This is a genomic window from Paraburkholderia sediminicola, assembly GCF_046026895.1.
Lineage (GTDB): Bacteria > Pseudomonadota > Gammaproteobacteria > Burkholderiales > Burkholderiaceae > Paraburkholderia > Paraburkholderia sediminicola_C.
This window is the reverse complement of the sequence record NZ_JAQQEU010000113.1, coordinates 1-16,598: the sequence shown is the minus strand read 5'-3', so window position 1 is coordinate 16,598 and position 16,598 is coordinate 1. Positions and strand designations below refer to the sequence as shown.

The following is a 16,598-nucleotide window of genomic DNA, read 5'->3' as shown; positions in this document are numbered from 1 at the left end:
GGGATGCCCGGCGTCGAAGCGGCAGCCGGTGTGCGCCTCGATGTGCTGCGCGAGCGCTTCGGTGCCCATGCTGCGGCACGCTTCCGCGCGGCACAGTTGCACGGTGACGGGCGCGGCCGGTTGCGTGCGGAAGTGATGGTAGTAGGTGATGACGCCGTGCACTTCAGCGCGCGACAGGTTCAGCGCACGCGCGAGCGGCGCAACGGCGGCCGGGGGCACGTAGCCGAGTTCGTCCTGGATCGCGTGCAGCACTGCGAGCAGGGAGCCACCACGGCGGATATGCCGCTCAATCAACTCATTCGAATCGGCCAAGATAGTCTCCTGCAAAGCGGCCTTGGGATGCCTTCACGTCAGTCACTGCGAGCGCGCCCGCGCGCGATCGCAAGCGCTCCGGCCATTTATCTCCGTCTACCCGTCCAGCTTGCGTGCGGCGTCGCCTAGACTCTGGCGATTCGCAGCAAATTGGTGGTACCCGATTCGCCGAACGGCATGCCCGCCGCGATCGCCACCGGGTCGCCTGAATTTGCAAAGCCCTGTCTCACGGCGATGCTGCACGCGGCACTCACCATCTCGTCGACCGATTCGACGTCCGGGCTGACCGTGGAATGCACGCCCCACACCAGCGCAAGACGCCGCGCCGTCGACAGCTTCGGCGTGATGCTGAGAATCGGCGCGACCGGACGCTGACGGGCGGCCCGCAGGCTGGTGTGTCCGGACGTCGTGTACGTGACCGTCGCAACCGCAGCGATGGTCTGCGCGACATCACGCAGTGCCGCGCAGATTGCGTCTCCCGGTGTGCGCAGCGGAAGTTCATGCTGCGCATCGAGCAGGCTCCGGTAGAGCGGATCCTGTTCGACCTCCTTGATGATCCGCTCCATCATCGCCACGGCCTGCACGGGAAAGCCGCCGCTGGCCGACTCCGCAGACAGCATGACGGCATCCGCGCCATCGTAGACCGCCGTCGCGACGTCCGATGCCTCGGCGCGCGTGGGCACCGGTGCTGAAATCATCGATTCGAGCATCTGCGTCGCGATGATCACCGGCTTGCCGTGGCTACGGCAGGATCGAAGAATGCGCTTCTGCGCGCCCGGCACGCGCTCGGGCGGAAGCTCGACGCCGAGGTCGCCGCGAGCGACCATCACCGCATCGGCCGCATTCACGATCTCATCGAGCCGATCAAGCGCTGCCGGCTTTTCCAGCTTGACCATCAGCCCGGCGCGCTCGCCAATGAGTTCGCGCGCAGCGATCAAATCCTCCGGACGCTGTACGAAAGACAGCGCAATCCAGTCGGCGCCGAGCGACAACGCAAATTTCAGATCGATCAGGTCTTTCTGGGTCAGCACGGGAATCGGCAGTATCGCGTCGGGTACATTCACTCCTTTTCGATCCGACAGGGTTCCTCCGTGCAATACGCGGGTACGGATCCGCTCGCCGTCGTTGTCGAGCACTTCCAGGCGCAGTTTGCCGTCATCGAGCAGCAGCGACTGGCCGGCGGCGACGACGTCGAAGAGTTCCGGGTGGGGCAGGCATACGCGATTGACGTCGCCGTCCGCCGGGTTCCGGTCGAGCGCAAATTCGGCGCCCGTCACGAGCATCACCTTGCCCCCGGCGAACGGGCCGACGCGCAGCTTCGGTCCCTGCATGTCCGCGAGAATCGAAATCGGCCGGCCCGAAACACGCTCGACCTCGCGAACCAGTTCATAGCGCCGCCGATGGTCCTCGTGCGAGCCGTGACTGAAATTCAGCCGGAATACATCGGCGCCTGCGTGAAAAAGTTGGGTAATCGTTTCGAGATCGGAGGTCGCGGGGCCGAGGGTCGCGACGATCTTTGCTTTGCGTAGGCGGATCATAATCGGTCAGTAAGGTGAGGTGACGGGCGAGCGAGCGCGGCAACAGCCGGTCAAGCGTCGAGCTGTCTGAGCAATGCGTCGACGCTGCCCTTCGCGTCGCCGAACAGCATCCGGGTGTTGTCCTTGTAGAAGAGCGGGTTGTCCACGCCTGCATAACCGGTCGCCATGCTGCGTTTCGACACGACCACCGTGCGCGCCTTCCATACTTCGAGCACCGGCATCCCGGCGATCGGACTACCCGGATCTTCGAGCGCACCCGGATTTACAATGTCGTTCGCGCCGATTACGAGCACGACGTCCGTGTTGGTGAAGTCTTCGTTGATCTCATCCATTTCGAGCACGATGTCGTACGGCACCTTCGCTTCGGCAAGCAGCACGTTCATGTGGCCCGGCAAGCGTCCGGCGACCGGATGGATGCCGAAACGGACCCGCACACCGAGACCGTCGAGCTTGCGCGTGATTTCGCTGATGGTCGTCTGTGCCTGCGCGACGGCCATCCCGTAGCCCGGCACGATGATGACCTCGGACGCGTCGCGCAGAATCGCGCTGACTTCGTCGACGCTGGTCGCCACCACCTCCCCCGCGATATCCGCCGAACTCGTGCCGCTCGCCGCGCCGAAGCCGCCGAGAATCACCGAGACGAAACTGCGGTTCATCGCGCGGCACATGATGTAGCTGAGAATCGCGCCGCTAGAGCCGACCAGCGCGCCGGTCGTGATCAGCAGATCGTTGCTCAGCATGAAACCGGTGGCGGCCGCCGCCCAGCCGGAATAGCTGTTGAGCATCGACACGACAACCGGCATGTCGGCGCCGCCGATGGCCATCACCAGATGCACGCCGAGCGCCGCGGCGAGCACGATCATCACGAGCAATGCGACGATGCCTTCCGCGCCCGACGGCGCCGTGAGGAACCGGTAACCAATCGCGACGCACAGCACCAGCGCGAGCAGGTTCAGCCCATGCCGGCCCGGTAGCACGAGTGGTTTGCCGCTAATCGTGCCCTGCAGCTTCAGGAACGCGACGATCGAGCCAGTGAACGTGATCGTGCCGATAAACACGCCAAGATAAATCTCGGACAGGTGAATCACCCGCTCCGCGCCGCCGAACTCGCCGGCCGGCATCAGATAGTTGGTAAAGCCGATCAGCACCGCGGCCAGCCCGACAAAGCTATGCAAGATCGCGACCAGTTGCGGCATCTGGGTCATCTCGACCCGCCGCGCCAGCAGCGCGCCGACCGCTGCGCCGATCACGGCCGCCGCCAATACGACTTCGATCCCCGCGCCCTGTGCGATGATCAGCGTCGCAACGACTGCGATCAGCATGCCCGCCACGCCATACAGATTGCCGCGGCGCGCGCTCGTCGGATGACTCAGTCCGCGCAAACTCAGGATAAACAGCGTGCTCGCGCCCAAATACGCAATGTTGCCGATTCCGTTCAGCATGACCACTCCTTAGTTGCGCTGGAACATCTTCAACATGCGTTGGGTCACGAGAAACCCCCCCGCGATGTTGATCGTGGCAACCAGCAAAGCGACGCCGCCCAGCACCGTGACCAGCACATTCGGCGTGCCGAGTTGCAGCAGCGCGCCAATCACGATGATTCCGCTGATCGCGTTGGTCACACTCATCAGCGGTGTGTGCAGCGCCGGCGTCACATTCCAGACCACCTGGTAGCCGACGAATACCGCCAGCACGAACACCGTCAGATGCGCGACGAACGCGGGCGGTGCGACCGCGCCGAGCGCCAGCAGCGCCAACGCAGCGACCGCCAGCAGGACGAGCGATGTATACCGCGAGCGAGCCGCGGCGGCCGCTTGTTCCGAGGGATCGACAGGGCTCGCCACGGGCTTGTCGGGCGGCGGGCGATGCGCGGCGATCGCGGCCTGTTTTGGCGGGGGCGGCGGCCAGCTGACACCGCCTTGATACACGACGGTCGCGCCGCGCATCACGTCGTCATCCATGTCGATGCGGGCCACGCCATCCTTCTGCGGCGTCAGATCGGTCAAAAGATGGCGGATGTTGGTGCCGTAGAGCTGACTCGATTGCGTCGCCATCCGGCTCGGCAGGTCGGTATAGCCGATGATCGTTACGCCCTTAACGGACACCACCTCGCCCGGCTGCGTCAGCTCGCAGTTGCCGCCCTGCTCGGCCGCCATATCGACGATCACGCTGCCCGGTCGCATGTCCGCCAGCATCGCCGAGGTGATCAGCTTGGGCGCCGGCTTGCCCGGAATCAGCGCAGTGGTGATGATGATGTCGACGTCCTTCGCCTGCGCGGCGAACAGCGCCATTTCCGCTTCGATGAACTTCGCGCTCATCTGCTTCGCGTAGCCGCCGGAGCCGCTACCTTCCTCTTCGACATCGAGCTTGAGAAACTCGGCGCCCATGCTTTCGACCTGCTGCTCGACTTCAGGCCGTGTGTCGAACGCACGCACGATCGCGCCCAAGCCGCGCGCCGCACCGATTGCAGCGAGCCCTGCGACGCCCGCGCCGATCACCATCACTTTTGCGGGCGGCATCTTGCCCGCAGCGGTGATCTGTCCGGTGAAGACGCGCCCGAAATGCTGCGCGGCTTCGATCACCGCGCGGTAGCCGGCCATGTTTGCCATCGAGCTGAGCGCATCGAGCTTTTGCGCGCGCGAAATGCGCGGCACGCAGTCCATCGCCATCACGCTCGCGCCGCGCTCGGCGAGCTGTGCCAGCAGCCCCTCGTTCTGCGCGGGCCAGATGAAGCTGATCAGCGTGGCGCCCGATTTGAGCAGCGAGGTTTCGCTGACGCCGAGCGCCGGGTGATGTTCCGGTGCGCGCACCTTGATCACGATATCGGCATCGGCCCACAACGCACGGGTATCGCTCACGATGCGCGCGCCGGCTGCGCGGTACGCATCATCATCGAACGACGCGCGTACGCCGGCTTCGGTTTCGACATTCACCGTGAAGCCGAGCCTGAGCAACTGGCCGACCGTTTCGGGTGTCGCGGCCACACGCCTTTCGCCGTCGCGGATTTCGCGCGGCACGGCAATCGTCATCGGCATGTCAACTCTCCAGGGCGAGCGGGTTCGACAGGACACCGATGCCGTCGATTGATACGTCGACCGTCGCGCCGTCCTTGATCGTGCCCACGCCGATCGACGTGCCGCACGCGATCACGTCGCCCGGTTCGAGCGTCATGTCCTGCGAAATCAGGCTCACCTGTTCGGCCGGCGAGAAAATCATGTCCGCGAGCGGATAGTTCTGCCGCTCGACGCCGTCGAGCGTCGTCACGACGCGCGCGGCGCCCCAGTCGAAATCGCGCCGGATCGCGGGGCCGATGCAGCTGAACGTGTCGAAGCCCTTCGAGCGGCACCATTGCGCGAAATTGACGTCTTCGTTCAGGAGTTCGGCGGCCGTGACATCGTTGATGCAGGTGTAGCCGATGATGTAGTCCCTCGCCGCTTCGACCGATACGTTGCTGCAACGCTTGCCGATCACAATGGCGAGCTCGCCTTCGTAGGCGATCTTGCCGCGATACGCGGGCGGCCGCCGGATCGATCCGCGTTGGCCGATCACCGAGGTCGGCGGCTTGATCAGAAAGAGCGGATGCGTGGGCGGCGCCTTGCCGAGCTTCTCCGAGAGCGCGTAAAAGTTGTTCCACAGCGCGACGACCTTGGTCGGCACGCACGGGCTCAGCAGCGTCAGTTCATCGACGTCGTGCACGTTGCCAGTCGATGTCGATTCGCCGAACATCTCGCCGGCGTATTCAGTGACATTTTCCTCGCTTAATGTCCCGAAGCGGATATGGCCATCGGCGAGACGAAAACGTATCCACGATGTCATCGGATTGTCTCCTGCAATATTGTGTTGCGAAGACGCGACCGGAAAGGTCGCGCCGCCAGGTCTTGTTATGCGTGCGTCGGAACGCCGGGGGCGATTTCTGCCAATGCGCTCAGATCGCGCCGACGGTGTGCAAATGGGCGATCTGATCCTCGGTGTAGCCGAGTTCGGCCATCACCTCGTCGGTGTGTTCGCCGAGCAGCGGCGAGCGCGTGACTTCCGTGGGACTGTCCGACAACTTGACAGGATTGCCGACCGTCAGATACTTGCCGCGCACCGGATGATCGACTTCGACGATCGTGCCGGTTTTGCGCAGCGACGGCTCTTCCGCAATCTCTTTCATGGAGAGAATCGGGCCGCACGGAATGTCGTACTTGTTGAGGATGTCCATCGCCTCGAATTTCGTCCTGGTCATGGTCCAGCGCTCGACCTCGGCGAAAATGTCTTTCAGATGCGGCAGGCGTGCGGCGGGCGTCGCATAGTCCGGGTCCGTGGTCCACTCTTCACGGCCTATCACGTTGCAGATTTTTGCCCACACCGGCGCCTGCGCAATGAAGTAGATGTACGCGTTCGGGTCGGTTTCCCAGCCCTTGCATTTGAGAATCCAGCCAGGCTGACCGCCGCCGGACGCGTTGCCGGCGCGCGGCACCGCTTCGCCGAACGTGCCATTCGGATGCTGCGGGTACTCTTTCATCACGCCAGTGCGCTCGAGCCGCTGCTGGTCACGCAACTTCACGCGGCACAGATTGAGCACGCCGTCCTGCATCGCGGCCAGCACATGTTGGCCGCGGCCCGTCGATTTGCGTTGATAGAGCGCCGTAACGATGCCGAGCGCGAGATGAAGGCCCGTGCCGCTATCGCCGATCTGCGCGCCGGTCACCACAGGCGGACCATCGTCGAAGCCGGTTGTCGATGCCGCGCCGCCGACGCATTGCGCAACATTCTCGTACACCTTGCAATCTTCGTAGGGACCGGGGCCGAAGCCCTTCACCGACGCGACGATCATTCGCGGATTGAGCTCCTGGATGCGCTCCCAGCTAAAACCCATCCGGTCGAGTGCGCCGGGGGCGAAATTCTCCACCAGCACGTCGCACGACTGGATCAGTTCCTCGAGAACCAGTTTGCCTTCGGGATGCTTCGTGTCGATCGTGATCGAGCGCTTGTTGTGATTGAGCATCGTGAAGTAGAGGCTGTCCGCATCGGGAATGTCACGCAGTTGCTCGCGCGTGATGTCGCCCGCTCCCGCCCGTTCGACCTTGATGACGTCGGCGCCGAACCATGCGAGCAACTGCGTGCAGGTCGGGCCCGACTGCACATGCGTGAAGTCGAGGATTCTCACATCCTCCAATGCTCTGCCCATCGTGAGTCTCCCTCTTAATCGTGGTTGTTCTGGACAAGCCGGTCGGGCGCGTTTGCCTCGACGTCGTACGCAATTCAGGCTTGGCGTTTTCGGACGGCGGGCGCGAGCAGCGCCATCGCGACACGGCGCGCCCCGGCGATCGCCGCCGCTTCGCTTTCAAAAACGGATTCGTCGACAACCTGCTGATACGGCAGCAAGTCGGGCTGCGCCGGATGATTTTCCTCGACAGTGCGAATCGCCACGTAGGCGGCCCAACCGCCGTTGTGAATCCATTGCATCGCGGACAACTCAAGCCGGTATTTACCCAATACTTCTACATGCATCGGAATTCTCCTGTGCGGCCACTCAAGCGCCCGCTGACGCTTCCAGTTCCGCGAGGCGCTTGCGCAGCGCGCGATCTTCCTGGAAGCGGCTGGTTTCATCGCGAATCACCGCTACGATGCCAGTCAGTTCACGCTCCGGCGAATGCAGCAGCGCCACCGTAAAGGCGATCGACAGCGAGCGGCCGTCGTTATGCACGGCGGGAACGCGCAGCACGTCATTGCCGTAACGCGTTTCGCCCGTTGCCATGGTTTTGTGATAGCCGTCCCAATGACGGCCCCGCAAACGCTCCGGGATGATCAGGTCCAGTGACATTCCCAACGCCTCGCTTTGCGTGAAACCGAACATGCGCTCGGCCGCGGGATTCCACAGGGTGATGCTGCCCGTCGCATCCGAGATGATGATCGCGTCGCCGATTGCGTTGACGAGCTGCTCGAAGTCGATGGTTGTTTGCATGGATGGCGCGCTCCCCCGCAAGTAAAAACACAGATCTCGATACGGCGTCCGCGAGAGGCGCCGTATCCGCAGGCGCCGGCATGAAGCCGGGCCTGCGTGACACCGTTAAACTGCTTTCACTTCGCGCAGATTGAAGATGTCCTGCTGACTGTAGCCAAGGCCTGCCAGCACCTCGTCCGTGTGTTCGCCAAGCAGCGGCGACGCCGTGACTTCCGGTTTCATATCCGAGAATTTGATCGGGCTGCCCACCGTCAGATACGTGCCACGTTTCTTGTGCGGCACTTCTACAATCGTGCCGCTCGCGCGCAATGACGGATCGTTGGCCAGTTCCTTCATTGTCAGCACCGGCGCGCACGGAATGTCGAACTTGCGCAAGATGTCGACCGCTTCGAATTTGGTCTTGTCGGCGAGCCAGGCTTCGATGGTTCCGAAGATCTCGAAGATGTGTGGTTGACGTGCTTCAGCGGTCTTGTAAGCCGGGTCATCGATCCACTCTGGCTTGCCAAGTGCCTTGCAGATCGGCTCCCACGCATGGCCCTGGATCGTGAAGTAAATATATGCGTTCGGATCCGTTTCCCAGCCCTTGCACTTGAGCACCCAGCCCGGCTGGCCGCCGCCGCCGGCGTTGCCGCCGCGCGGCACCACGTCGCTGAATTCACCGTGCGGATACTGCGGATATTCCTCGAGATAACCCACACGCTCCAGTCGCTGCTGATCGCGCAGTTTCACGCGGCACAGATTCAGCACGCTATCCTGCATCGACACCGCGACCTTCTGGCCTTTGCCGGTTTTGTCGCGCCCGATCAATGCGGTGAGAATGCCGATGGCCAGATGCATGCCGGTGTTGCTGTCGCCGAGCGCCGCGGCGCTTATGGTCGGCGGACCGTCCCAGAAGCCGGTGGTGGACGCCGCGCCGCCTGCGCATTGCGCGACGTTTTCGTAGACCTTCAGGTCGTCGTAGTGATGGCCGTCGCTGAAGCCCTTCACCGAAGCGACGATCATCTTCGGATTGAGTTCGTTCAGACGTTCCCACGAAAAGCCCATCCGGTCCAACGCACCCGGCCCGAAATTCTCGACCAGCACGTCGGATTCGCGAATCAGCTTTTCGAGTACTTCCTTGCCTTCGGGTTTTTTCGTGTCCAACGTGAGCGACTTCTTGTTGCTGTTGAGCATCGTGAAGTAGAGCGCGTCGGCATCGGGAATGTCGCGCAACTGGTTGCGCGTCACATCGCCGGAACCCGGTCGTTCGACCTTGATCACGTCGGCGCCGAACCAGGCGAGCAACTGCGTGCACGCGGGACCGGCTTGAACGTGGGTGAAGTCGATGATCTTGATGCCTTCGAGAGGTTTGGTCACTTTGATAGCTCCTGGGTTCGTCGGATCACTTTTTCATCGCCGCGCTTTGCGGATTCAGATTGGTCAGGCGGCCGCTCTCGGTGCCCGCCGCTTCGTCGATCACGGCATTGATCAAGGTCGGTTTGCCCGACGCAATTGCTTCGAGCAGCGCCTTGGTCAGTTCTTCCGGCGTCGTCGCGTGATGGCCGATACCACCGAATGCTTCGATCATCCTGTCGTAGCGCGCGCCCTTCACGAACACAGTGGGCGCGACGTCCTTGCCGCCGGTCGGGTTCACGTCGGTGCCGCGATACACGCCGTTGTTGTTGAACACGATCGTGCATACCGGCAGGTCGTAACGGCAGATGGTTTCGAGTTCCATGCCGCTGAAACCGAACGCGCTATCGCCTTCGATCGCGACGACCGGCTTGCCGCTCGTCACCGCCGCGCCAATCGCGAAGCCCATGCCGATACCCATGATTCCCCACGTGCCCGAATCGAAGCGTTTGCGCGGCTCGTACATGTCGATGATGCTGCGCGCGTAGTCGAGCGTGTTCGCACCTTCATTGACGACGTTGATGTCGGGACGCGTCTTGAGCACGTCGCGGATCGCGCGCAGCGCGCTGTGGAAATTCATCGGCGACGGGTTCTTGTCGAGCGTCGCAGCCATCTTGGCGAGGTTCTTGCTCTTGCGCTCGGCGATCGCGCCGGTCCACTCTGCGGCCGGCTTCGTGTAACTCGCGTCGAGGCCCGCACGCAGTGCCGCCACACACGAGCCGATATCGCCGATCACCGGCGCGGCGATCGCAACGTTGCTGTCGATCTCGGTCGGCGAGATATCGACCTGCACGAAGCGTTTCGGCTCCGCGCCCCATGTCTTGCCCTTGCCGTGCGAGAGTAGCCAGTTCAGACGCGCGCCGATCAGCACGACCACGTCGGCTTCCTGCAGCACGAACGAGCGCGCCGCCGATGCCGATTGATCGTGTGTATCCGGCAACAGGCCCTTGGCCATCGACATGGGCAGATACGGAATGCCGCTTTGTTCGACGAACGCGCGAATCTCCGCATCAGCCTGCGCATAGGCCGCGCCCTTGCCGAGCAGGATCAGCGGACGCCTGGCGCTCTTGATCACATCGATTGCGCGCTTGACCGATTCCGGCGCCGGCAACTGACGCGGCGCGGCGTCGATCACTTTGATCAGTGACTGCTGGGCCTTCACGGCGTCCAGCGTTTGCGCGAGCAGCTTTGCCGGCAGGTCCAGATACACGCCGCCGGGACGCCCGGACACCGCGGCGCGAATCGCTCGCGCCACGCCGATGCCGATGTCTTCCGCATGCAGCACGCGATACGCGGCCTTCGCGTAGGGCCTGGCCGCATTCAGCTGGTCCATTTCCTCGTAATCGCCCTGCTGCAGATCGACGATTTCGCGCTCGCTCGAGCCGCTGATCAGGATCATCGGGAAGCAGTTGGTGGTCGCGTTGGCAAGTGCGGTCAGGCCGTTCAGAAATCCCGGCGCCGACACCGTCAGGCAGATGCCCGGCTTCTGCGTCATGAAGCCGGCGATAGCCGCCGCATTGCCCGCGTGCTGTTCGTGACGAAAGCCGATGAAACGCATCCCTTCGGCTTGTGCCAGTCGCGCCAGGTCAGTAATGGGGATACCGACCAGTCCGAAAATCGTATTGATGTCGTTCAGTTTCAGCGCGTCGATGACGAGATGGAATCCGTCGGTCGTCTCGGTTGCCTGTTGTTCCAACGTGTCGTCTGTTGTGGGCTGGTCGGCTTCTGCCATCACGTGTCTCCTCCTTGGCGGGCGTTGTGTGTCTGGTGATATACAATATTCCACACACAGTATTTCTTCAAGCAGATTTTGCTGACGCTAGGGGATTGCTGCATTGCTACTTATGGAACGTCGGGAATCGGGACTGCTGGGCGGTAGGAGGTTTGCATTGCACAAACCGCACGGAGACCCAGAGCGGCGGCAAACGCCGGGGGCTCGCATTGCCGGCGTAGCGAATGTCGACTGAGAAAGGCAGCTTCGTCGCTGACGGCAAAAAGCACTGCAACGCTCGACGCGTGGCAATGCCTGGCGATTCTTATTACGTACGCCGACGCTGGCTGCCTCCGCCGTTATGTCGCGCCGCCCATCATGCAAGGCTCAGTCGAGGAAATCGCAGTTCGCCTCGACAAACGCCGCCAGTTCGAGCGAATGCTCGCGCACGAGGCTCTCGACCAGCTCGGTATCGCGCCGCTCCAGCGCCTCGATAATGCGCATGTGATCGACAATCGAGCGTGATGCCCGGTTGCTTTGCGAGATCGTCATCTTGCGGATTGCGCGCACGTGCACGAACAGATTCTTCATGGTGTCGAGCAGAATCTGCGATTGCGAGAGTTGCACGATCGCCTGATGAAACGCGATATTCGCTTCCGAATACTCGTCGATCTGCTCGGCCGGCGCGGTGTCGCGGAAGTCGTCGAACATGCGCCTCAGACCGGCAATCTCACCTTTCGACGCGCGCTGCGTAGCAAGGCGCGCGGCCATGCTTTCGAGCGCCGCCCACATGTAGATCATGTCGACGATCTCTTTCTTCGTTTTGCGCTGAATGTAGATGCCACGGCGCGGCACCGTACGGAGAAAACCTTCCTGTTCGAGCAGAGTCATCGCTTCGCGAACCGGCGTTCGGCTTACGCCGAGCGCCTCCGTCAATTCCTTTTCGTCCAGCCGGATCTCTTCGCGCGAACGATAGATGTCGGCTTCGGCAATCGCCTGCTTCAGTTTTGCGTAGGCCTGGTCGCGCAGCGAAGCCGTCGCGTTGATCGGCTCGAGCGTCAGCGGCAATGCCATTGGACGAAAATCGGTTTGCGTATCAGCCATTGTCAGTGCTTTCCAGGTTGGAGCGACCCGTTGCCTTGGGGCATCCGTGCGATGTATGAGATTCATATACCATATATTACATATCTGGACGAGTCTAGTTAGTGCGATCCATGGCTCACGCCAACGTGGGGATGCCGCGCGGCATGTGCTGTACCTGTATAACCGGGAAAAGCGAAAAGCGGCCTTTGCAGTTGCTGCAAAGGCCGCGACGCAGCGCGGTCGGATACGCTGTTGGGGTGGTATTGCCGCCGCCGCAATGTATGAGGCGGCGCAAGGACATCAACTCAGTAAGACCACCTGGGAGCCATGGGCTCGCGCCTTGATTGCGGCGCGCGGCCGACGAAGGCTACGACCGTGCCTGCGCGACGACGACGCCAGCCGACGCGCCGGAGCTGTTCTCGATCCAGCGTTTTCTCATCGGCGCAAGTATGAATTTGGCGGACACGGCTGCCGCGATCGACACCACCGCCGCAGAAATAAACACCGTGCTCCACCCGCCGTTCGCCGACAACACCGAGGCGATCGGCACCAGCATCGACGCGGTGCCCTTCGCGGTGTAAAGCGTTCCAGCATTGGCGGCGGCGTATTTGCTACCGAACGTATCCGCGCAGGTCGCCGGGAAGATCGAGAAGATCTCGCCCCAGCACAGGAAGACGGCGGCCGCGAAGAACATGAATGCGTACGGGTTATGGCCGAATTGCATTAGCCCTAGCAGGGCGACGCCCTCGCCCAGAAAAATCATGAACATCGTGTTTTCGCGGCCGATGCGATCCGACAGAAAACCGCACAACGGACGCGTGAAGCCGTTGCATAGATTGTCGATCGACAGCGTCATCGTCAACAGCGGCAAAGTGATGCCCATCAGGCTGACAGGCAGCTTCGCAAAGCCGTATTCCTTCGCGATGGGACCAAGCTGCGCGGTCGCGATGATGCCGCCGGCGGCGACGAACACGAACATCAGATATAGCACCCAGAAGAGCGGCGATCGGATCATCTGACCGGGCGTGTAGTCGACCTTGGTGGCGACCACGCGCCTGGCCGCGACCGCGGTTGCGGGCGGCTTTGGCCGAATCAACATGGTGGCGAGCAGCAGAATGCAGACGCCCTGGAAAATGCCGAAGAACATGAACGTGTGCTCATAGCCCGAGCGCTGAATCATGTTGGCGATTGGAATCACGGTAACCGCCGCGCCCGCCCCGAAACCTGCCGCGGTCAAACCGGCCGCGAGACCGCGCTTGTCGGGAAACCATTTGAGCGCCGTGCCGACACACGTGCCGTACACGCAACCCGCACCGATACCGGCGATCACTGCCGCGACGTAGAGCTCGGTGAGACTGCTCGCATGCGCGTCGATGATCCAGCCGAGCGCCGCGCACAGCGAGCCGCCGATCACAACCGGGCGCGGCCCGAATTTGTCGACGAGCCAGCCTTCAACGGGAACGAGCCACGTTTCGGTGACGATGAAAATTGTGAACGCGGTCTGAATCGCCGCCTGGCCCCAATGGTGCGCGTTGTCCATAGGTACGACGAACAGCGTCCAAGCATATTGCAGGTTCGCGACCAGCCCCATGCACACGATACCGATTGCCAGTTGCACCCAGCGGTTATGCGTGAATGGCGCAGTGCCTCGCTGGACTACGTTGGGATATCCCATGTCTCCGTCTCTCCTGTTGATTCCGTTGCGCTCGAGCGGCGCGTTGGACTGACTGATCGAATCGCCTCATTGCTGTTTGATCTGCTGCACTGAGGCGCCAATTGGTCGGCCAGAGGAATTGCATCGATGAAAACCCTGCCCTCGTTAACCGCGCGACGGGAATAAAAGAAGGTTGCGCGGGCACCGGGTCTGAAGGCATGCTGCGCGAGAAGAGCAATCAGCGAAAGTTAAAACATTTTATCGTTTGCATGAGGCTTCCCTAATAGATGGGGTTTGCCCTTACTCAGTGACGTCCATGAGAAACGCAACTCTGCGCCAACTGAAGATCTTCGAGACGGTCGCCCGGCACCTGAGTTTTTCTCGTGCGGCCGACGAGCTGTGCCTGACGCAGCCTGCCGTCTCCACCCAGGTCAAGCGGCTCGAAGAGCATGCCGGTCTGGCGCTGTTCGAGCAACTCGGCAAAAAAATCTGTCTGACGCCGGCCGGCTCGGAAATGCATCATTACGCGCGCTCGATCATCGAGCAGTTCATAGAAATGGATGGAGCGATGGGCCGGTTGCAAAGCATCGCGGGCGGCCAGCTCAACCTTGCGGTAATCAGCGCCGGCGATTATTTTTTCCCGCGCCTGTTAGGCGAGTTCACGCGTCGCAATGAAGGCGTGCGACTCAACCTCACAGTGCACAATCGCGAGGGACTACTGCAACAACTGACGCACAACCTGACCGATCTGGCGATCATGGCGCGTCCGCCGCGCGATCTCGACACGCACAACGAATCGTTTGCGCCGCATCCTTACGTGATCGTTGCGCCGCCCAGGCATCCGCTGGTCGGCAAGAAACACATTGCGCTTTCGACACTTTGCAAAGAGCCGTTCATTGTTCGCGAGAAGGGCTCGGACACATGGCATTCGATGGAAGAGGGCTTTGCCGGCGGCATGGACCGGCTCAATATCGCCATGGAAATTCGCAGCAACGAGACGATCAAGCAGGCCGTGATCGCAGGCATGGGTATCGCGTTTCTGTCCGCGCATACGATCAGCCTTGAACTTCAGGTCGGCAATCTCGCGGTGCTGGACGTGGTGGGCTTTCCTGTGATGCTCGACTGGTACGTGGTGCATCGCAAGAACAAGCGCCTGCCTCCGGTTGCCGCGGCGTTCAAGGATTTCTTGATCAGCGAAGGCGCGGCGCGTATCGCCCAGATCACCCGCATCGACGCAGACTTGCTGAATGGACAACCTGAGGACTTGTCGAGGGTGACCGTTTAGGCGCGCGGATCCTCCTGTTGTCCGGTTCGTCAACCTGCTACTATAAACAGTATGCTATGGTTACTCACAATAACTTTAACTGTTGTTTATGTATCGCCGCTTTTATTCTTCGGTTCATGCCACCTGCCTGAAGGAGACGATCATGAACCCCTCTCAATTCGATGCTCACGACAGCGCGCTCAATGCCGAAGTCCAAGCGCAACTGTGCGCGTATAACTCGGCGTTCGATGAACTCGGTCTGCGCTTCCGCTGGGATGCGCGCACGCTCACGTCGCTGGCCGCAATCGACGGTGAGCAGGCGCGGATTACCGCTTACATCGAAGCACATCATGCGCATTTGCTTAACTCGTACACTGCGGAGTTTCTGAGCCGGGCCATTCTTGAGAAAAAGAACGCGCGCTATCCGGCGTGCCTGTCGACGGGCGTGGAAACCGCAGCGCAGGCGGGCCACGCGGCGGGTCAGCCACAAGCGACCCATCGCCGCGAGCACCTGTCATACGGCGTGGAATTGCCGGCGCTGGCTGGCGTTTAGCGTCAGCGCGCTGACGCACGGGTTCTGTCGCAGTAAGGCGGGATGGACGAGCAAACGGATCTGTCGCAGTAACGCGTCGGGTATCATGTGCCGTGACATTACGAACGGTCGGACGCTTGATGAAGACTCTGAATCCAGATGTGGCACGGGTGCTCAAGCGTTTGCACTATCCGCTCGATGTGATCCTGACGTGCGTGCGCTGGTATGTGGCGTATCCGCTGAGCCTTCGACACCTCGAAGAGATGATGGCGGAGCGCGGAATTTCGGTCGACCATTCAACCGTGCACCGCTGGGCCATCAAGGTGTTGCCGGTTCTGGAGAAGGCCTTTCGCCGCCACAAGAAGGCCGTCGGCCGGAGCTGGCGAATGGATGAAACGTATATCAAGGTCCGAGGCCAGTGGAAGTATTTGTATCGCGCAGTCGACAAGGAGGGCAACACGGTTGATTTTCTGCTACGTGCCCATCGTGACAAGGCCGCGGCGCGGCGCTACTTCGAAAAGTCGATCGACCAGAACGGCGAACCCGAGACGGTGACAATCGATAAAAGCGGTGCGAACCTGGCTGCGCTGGATGCTCTTAACGCGGAGCGGGAAACACCAATCAAGATTCGCCAGAACAAGTATCTGAACAACGTTGTCGAACAAGATCATCGGGCGATCAAGCGACGCACGCGGCCCATGCTGGGCTTCAAGAATTTTCGTTGTGCCCGCATCCTGTTGAGCGGCATCGAACTCATGCACATGATCGCCAAGGGCCAAATGGAGGACCGTGGCATCGGATACACTCGCGCCGAGCAGTTCTACTCACTGGCGGCATAAGCAATCCTCACTATACCGCCGTCTGTTCGCCATCTTGCCTTATCGCGACAGTACCGTTCGACTTCGCCCGTGCCGAGCGCATAGGCGACCGTGATCGAGTCCTTGTGAACGTCCAGGCCGACGTACAGCGTGCTATCGTGTTCCATGCTGGCCTCCGTGGGGGAAATCGCCGGGTGTGGCGCCGTCCACACCGTGCGGCTCTGGCAGAAATACTAACCCGCGTCCGATTCCTCGCGACGGGCCAGCCTCTGCCTCACGGAAAGTCATTGTGTCTTAACATTTTGCGACCTTCGCGGTTTCCCGGCGAACGTCTGCTGTTGAAC

General features: G+C 61.7%; 16 protein-coding genes. 3 read left to right on the top strand and 13 right to left on the bottom strand.

The annotated features are described in order from the left end of the window. The 12 genes from PQR02_RS37255 to oxlT all read right to left on the bottom strand — a co-directional run. Window positions 1-315: NAD(P)H-dependent oxidoreductase subunit E (locus tag PQR02_RS37255; RefSeq protein ID WP_408242854.1), on the bottom strand; the 315-nt coding region annotated here is incomplete at its 3' end. Window positions 316-437: 122 nt separating this feature from the next. Continuing rightward, window positions 438-1,850, bottom strand: a complete 1,413-nt coding sequence (gene pyk / locus PQR02_RS37250) for a pyruvate kinase (RefSeq protein WP_408242853.1) — start codon at window positions 1,848-1,850, stop codon at window positions 438-440. Between the two features lie 50 nt (window positions 1,851-1,900). Next, window positions 1,901-3,292: a Re/Si-specific NAD(P)(+) transhydrogenase subunit beta gene (gene pntB / locus PQR02_RS37245; protein WP_408242852.1), complete on the bottom strand. Its 1,392-nt coding sequence runs from the start codon at window positions 3,290-3,292 to the stop codon at window positions 1,901-1,903. A 9-nt stretch (window positions 3,293-3,301) separates the two neighbouring features. Then, a complete protein-coding gene (locus tag PQR02_RS37240) occupies window positions 3,302-4,885 on the bottom strand; it encodes a Re/Si-specific NAD(P)(+) transhydrogenase subunit alpha (RefSeq protein ID WP_408242851.1) in 1,584 nt (527 codons plus the stop codon). 1 nt (window position 4,886) lies between these two features. Beyond that, complete coding sequence (locus tag PQR02_RS37235; protein WP_408242850.1) at window positions 4,887-5,666, bottom strand: fumarylacetoacetate hydrolase family protein; 780 nt, start codon at window positions 5,664-5,666, stop codon at window positions 4,887-4,889. 109 nt (window positions 5,667-5,775) lie between these two features. After that, on the bottom strand, window positions 5,776-7,023 hold the full coding sequence (gene frc, locus PQR02_RS37230; RefSeq protein WP_408242849.1) for a formyl-CoA transferase: 1,248 nt from the start codon (window positions 7,021-7,023) through the stop codon (window positions 5,776-5,778). 74 nt (window positions 7,024-7,097) lie between these two features. Then, window positions 7,098-7,346, bottom strand: a complete 249-nt coding sequence (locus PQR02_RS37225) for a hypothetical protein (RefSeq protein ID WP_408242848.1) — start codon at window positions 7,344-7,346, stop codon at window positions 7,098-7,100. Window positions 7,347-7,368: 22 nt separating this feature from the next. Continuing rightward, window positions 7,369-7,800 (bottom strand): PAS domain S-box protein, encoded by a 432-nt coding sequence (locus tag PQR02_RS37220; RefSeq protein WP_408242847.1) that lies wholly within the window; start codon window positions 7,798-7,800, stop codon window positions 7,369-7,371. A 105-nt stretch (window positions 7,801-7,905) separates the two neighbouring features. Beyond that, window positions 7,906-9,156 carry a formyl-CoA transferase gene (gene frc / locus PQR02_RS37215; protein WP_408242846.1) on the bottom strand — a complete coding sequence of 417 codons (1,251 nt, stop codon included), beginning with the start codon at window positions 9,154-9,156 and terminating at the stop codon, window positions 7,906-7,908. Window positions 9,157-9,181: 25 nt separating this feature from the next. Then, window positions 9,182-10,924, bottom strand: a complete 1,743-nt coding sequence (gene oxc / locus PQR02_RS37210) for an oxalyl-CoA decarboxylase (protein ID WP_408242845.1) — start codon at window positions 10,922-10,924, stop codon at window positions 9,182-9,184. A gap of 366 nt (window positions 10,925-11,290) precedes the next feature. After that, a complete protein-coding gene (locus PQR02_RS37205; protein WP_408242844.1) occupies window positions 11,291-12,007 on the bottom strand; it encodes a GntR family transcriptional regulator in 717 nt (238 codons plus the stop codon). A 346-nt stretch (window positions 12,008-12,353) separates the two neighbouring features. After that, on the bottom strand, window positions 12,354-13,661 hold the full coding sequence (gene oxlT, locus PQR02_RS37200; RefSeq protein WP_408242843.1) for an oxalate/formate MFS antiporter: 1,308 nt from the start codon (window positions 13,659-13,661) through the stop codon (window positions 12,354-12,356). 295 nt (window positions 13,662-13,956) lie between these two features. On the opposite strand from oxlT, the gene PQR02_RS37195 reads away from it, so the two are divergent. From PQR02_RS37195 to PQR02_RS37185, 3 genes are all read left to right on the top strand, one after another. Next, on the top strand, window positions 13,957-14,925 hold the full coding sequence (locus PQR02_RS37195; protein WP_408242842.1) for a LysR family transcriptional regulator: 969 nt from the start codon (window positions 13,957-13,959) through the stop codon (window positions 14,923-14,925). A 142-nt stretch (window positions 14,926-15,067) separates the two neighbouring features. Next, window positions 15,068-15,457, top strand: a complete 390-nt coding sequence (locus tag PQR02_RS37190; RefSeq protein WP_408242841.1) for a hypothetical protein — start codon at window positions 15,068-15,070, stop codon at window positions 15,455-15,457. Between the two features lie 119 nt (window positions 15,458-15,576). Further along, a complete protein-coding gene (locus PQR02_RS37185; protein ID WP_408242840.1) occupies window positions 15,577-16,275 on the top strand; it encodes an IS6 family transposase in 699 nt (232 codons plus the stop codon). Here the strand turns inward: PQR02_RS37185 and PQR02_RS37180 are convergent. After that, window positions 16,257-16,421: a hypothetical protein gene (locus tag PQR02_RS37180; RefSeq protein WP_408242855.1), complete on the bottom strand. Its 165-nt coding sequence runs from the start codon at window positions 16,419-16,421 to the stop codon at window positions 16,257-16,259. The genes PQR02_RS37185 and PQR02_RS37180 overlap by 19 nt on opposite strands. Between the last annotated feature and the right edge of the window lie 177 nt (window positions 16,422-16,598).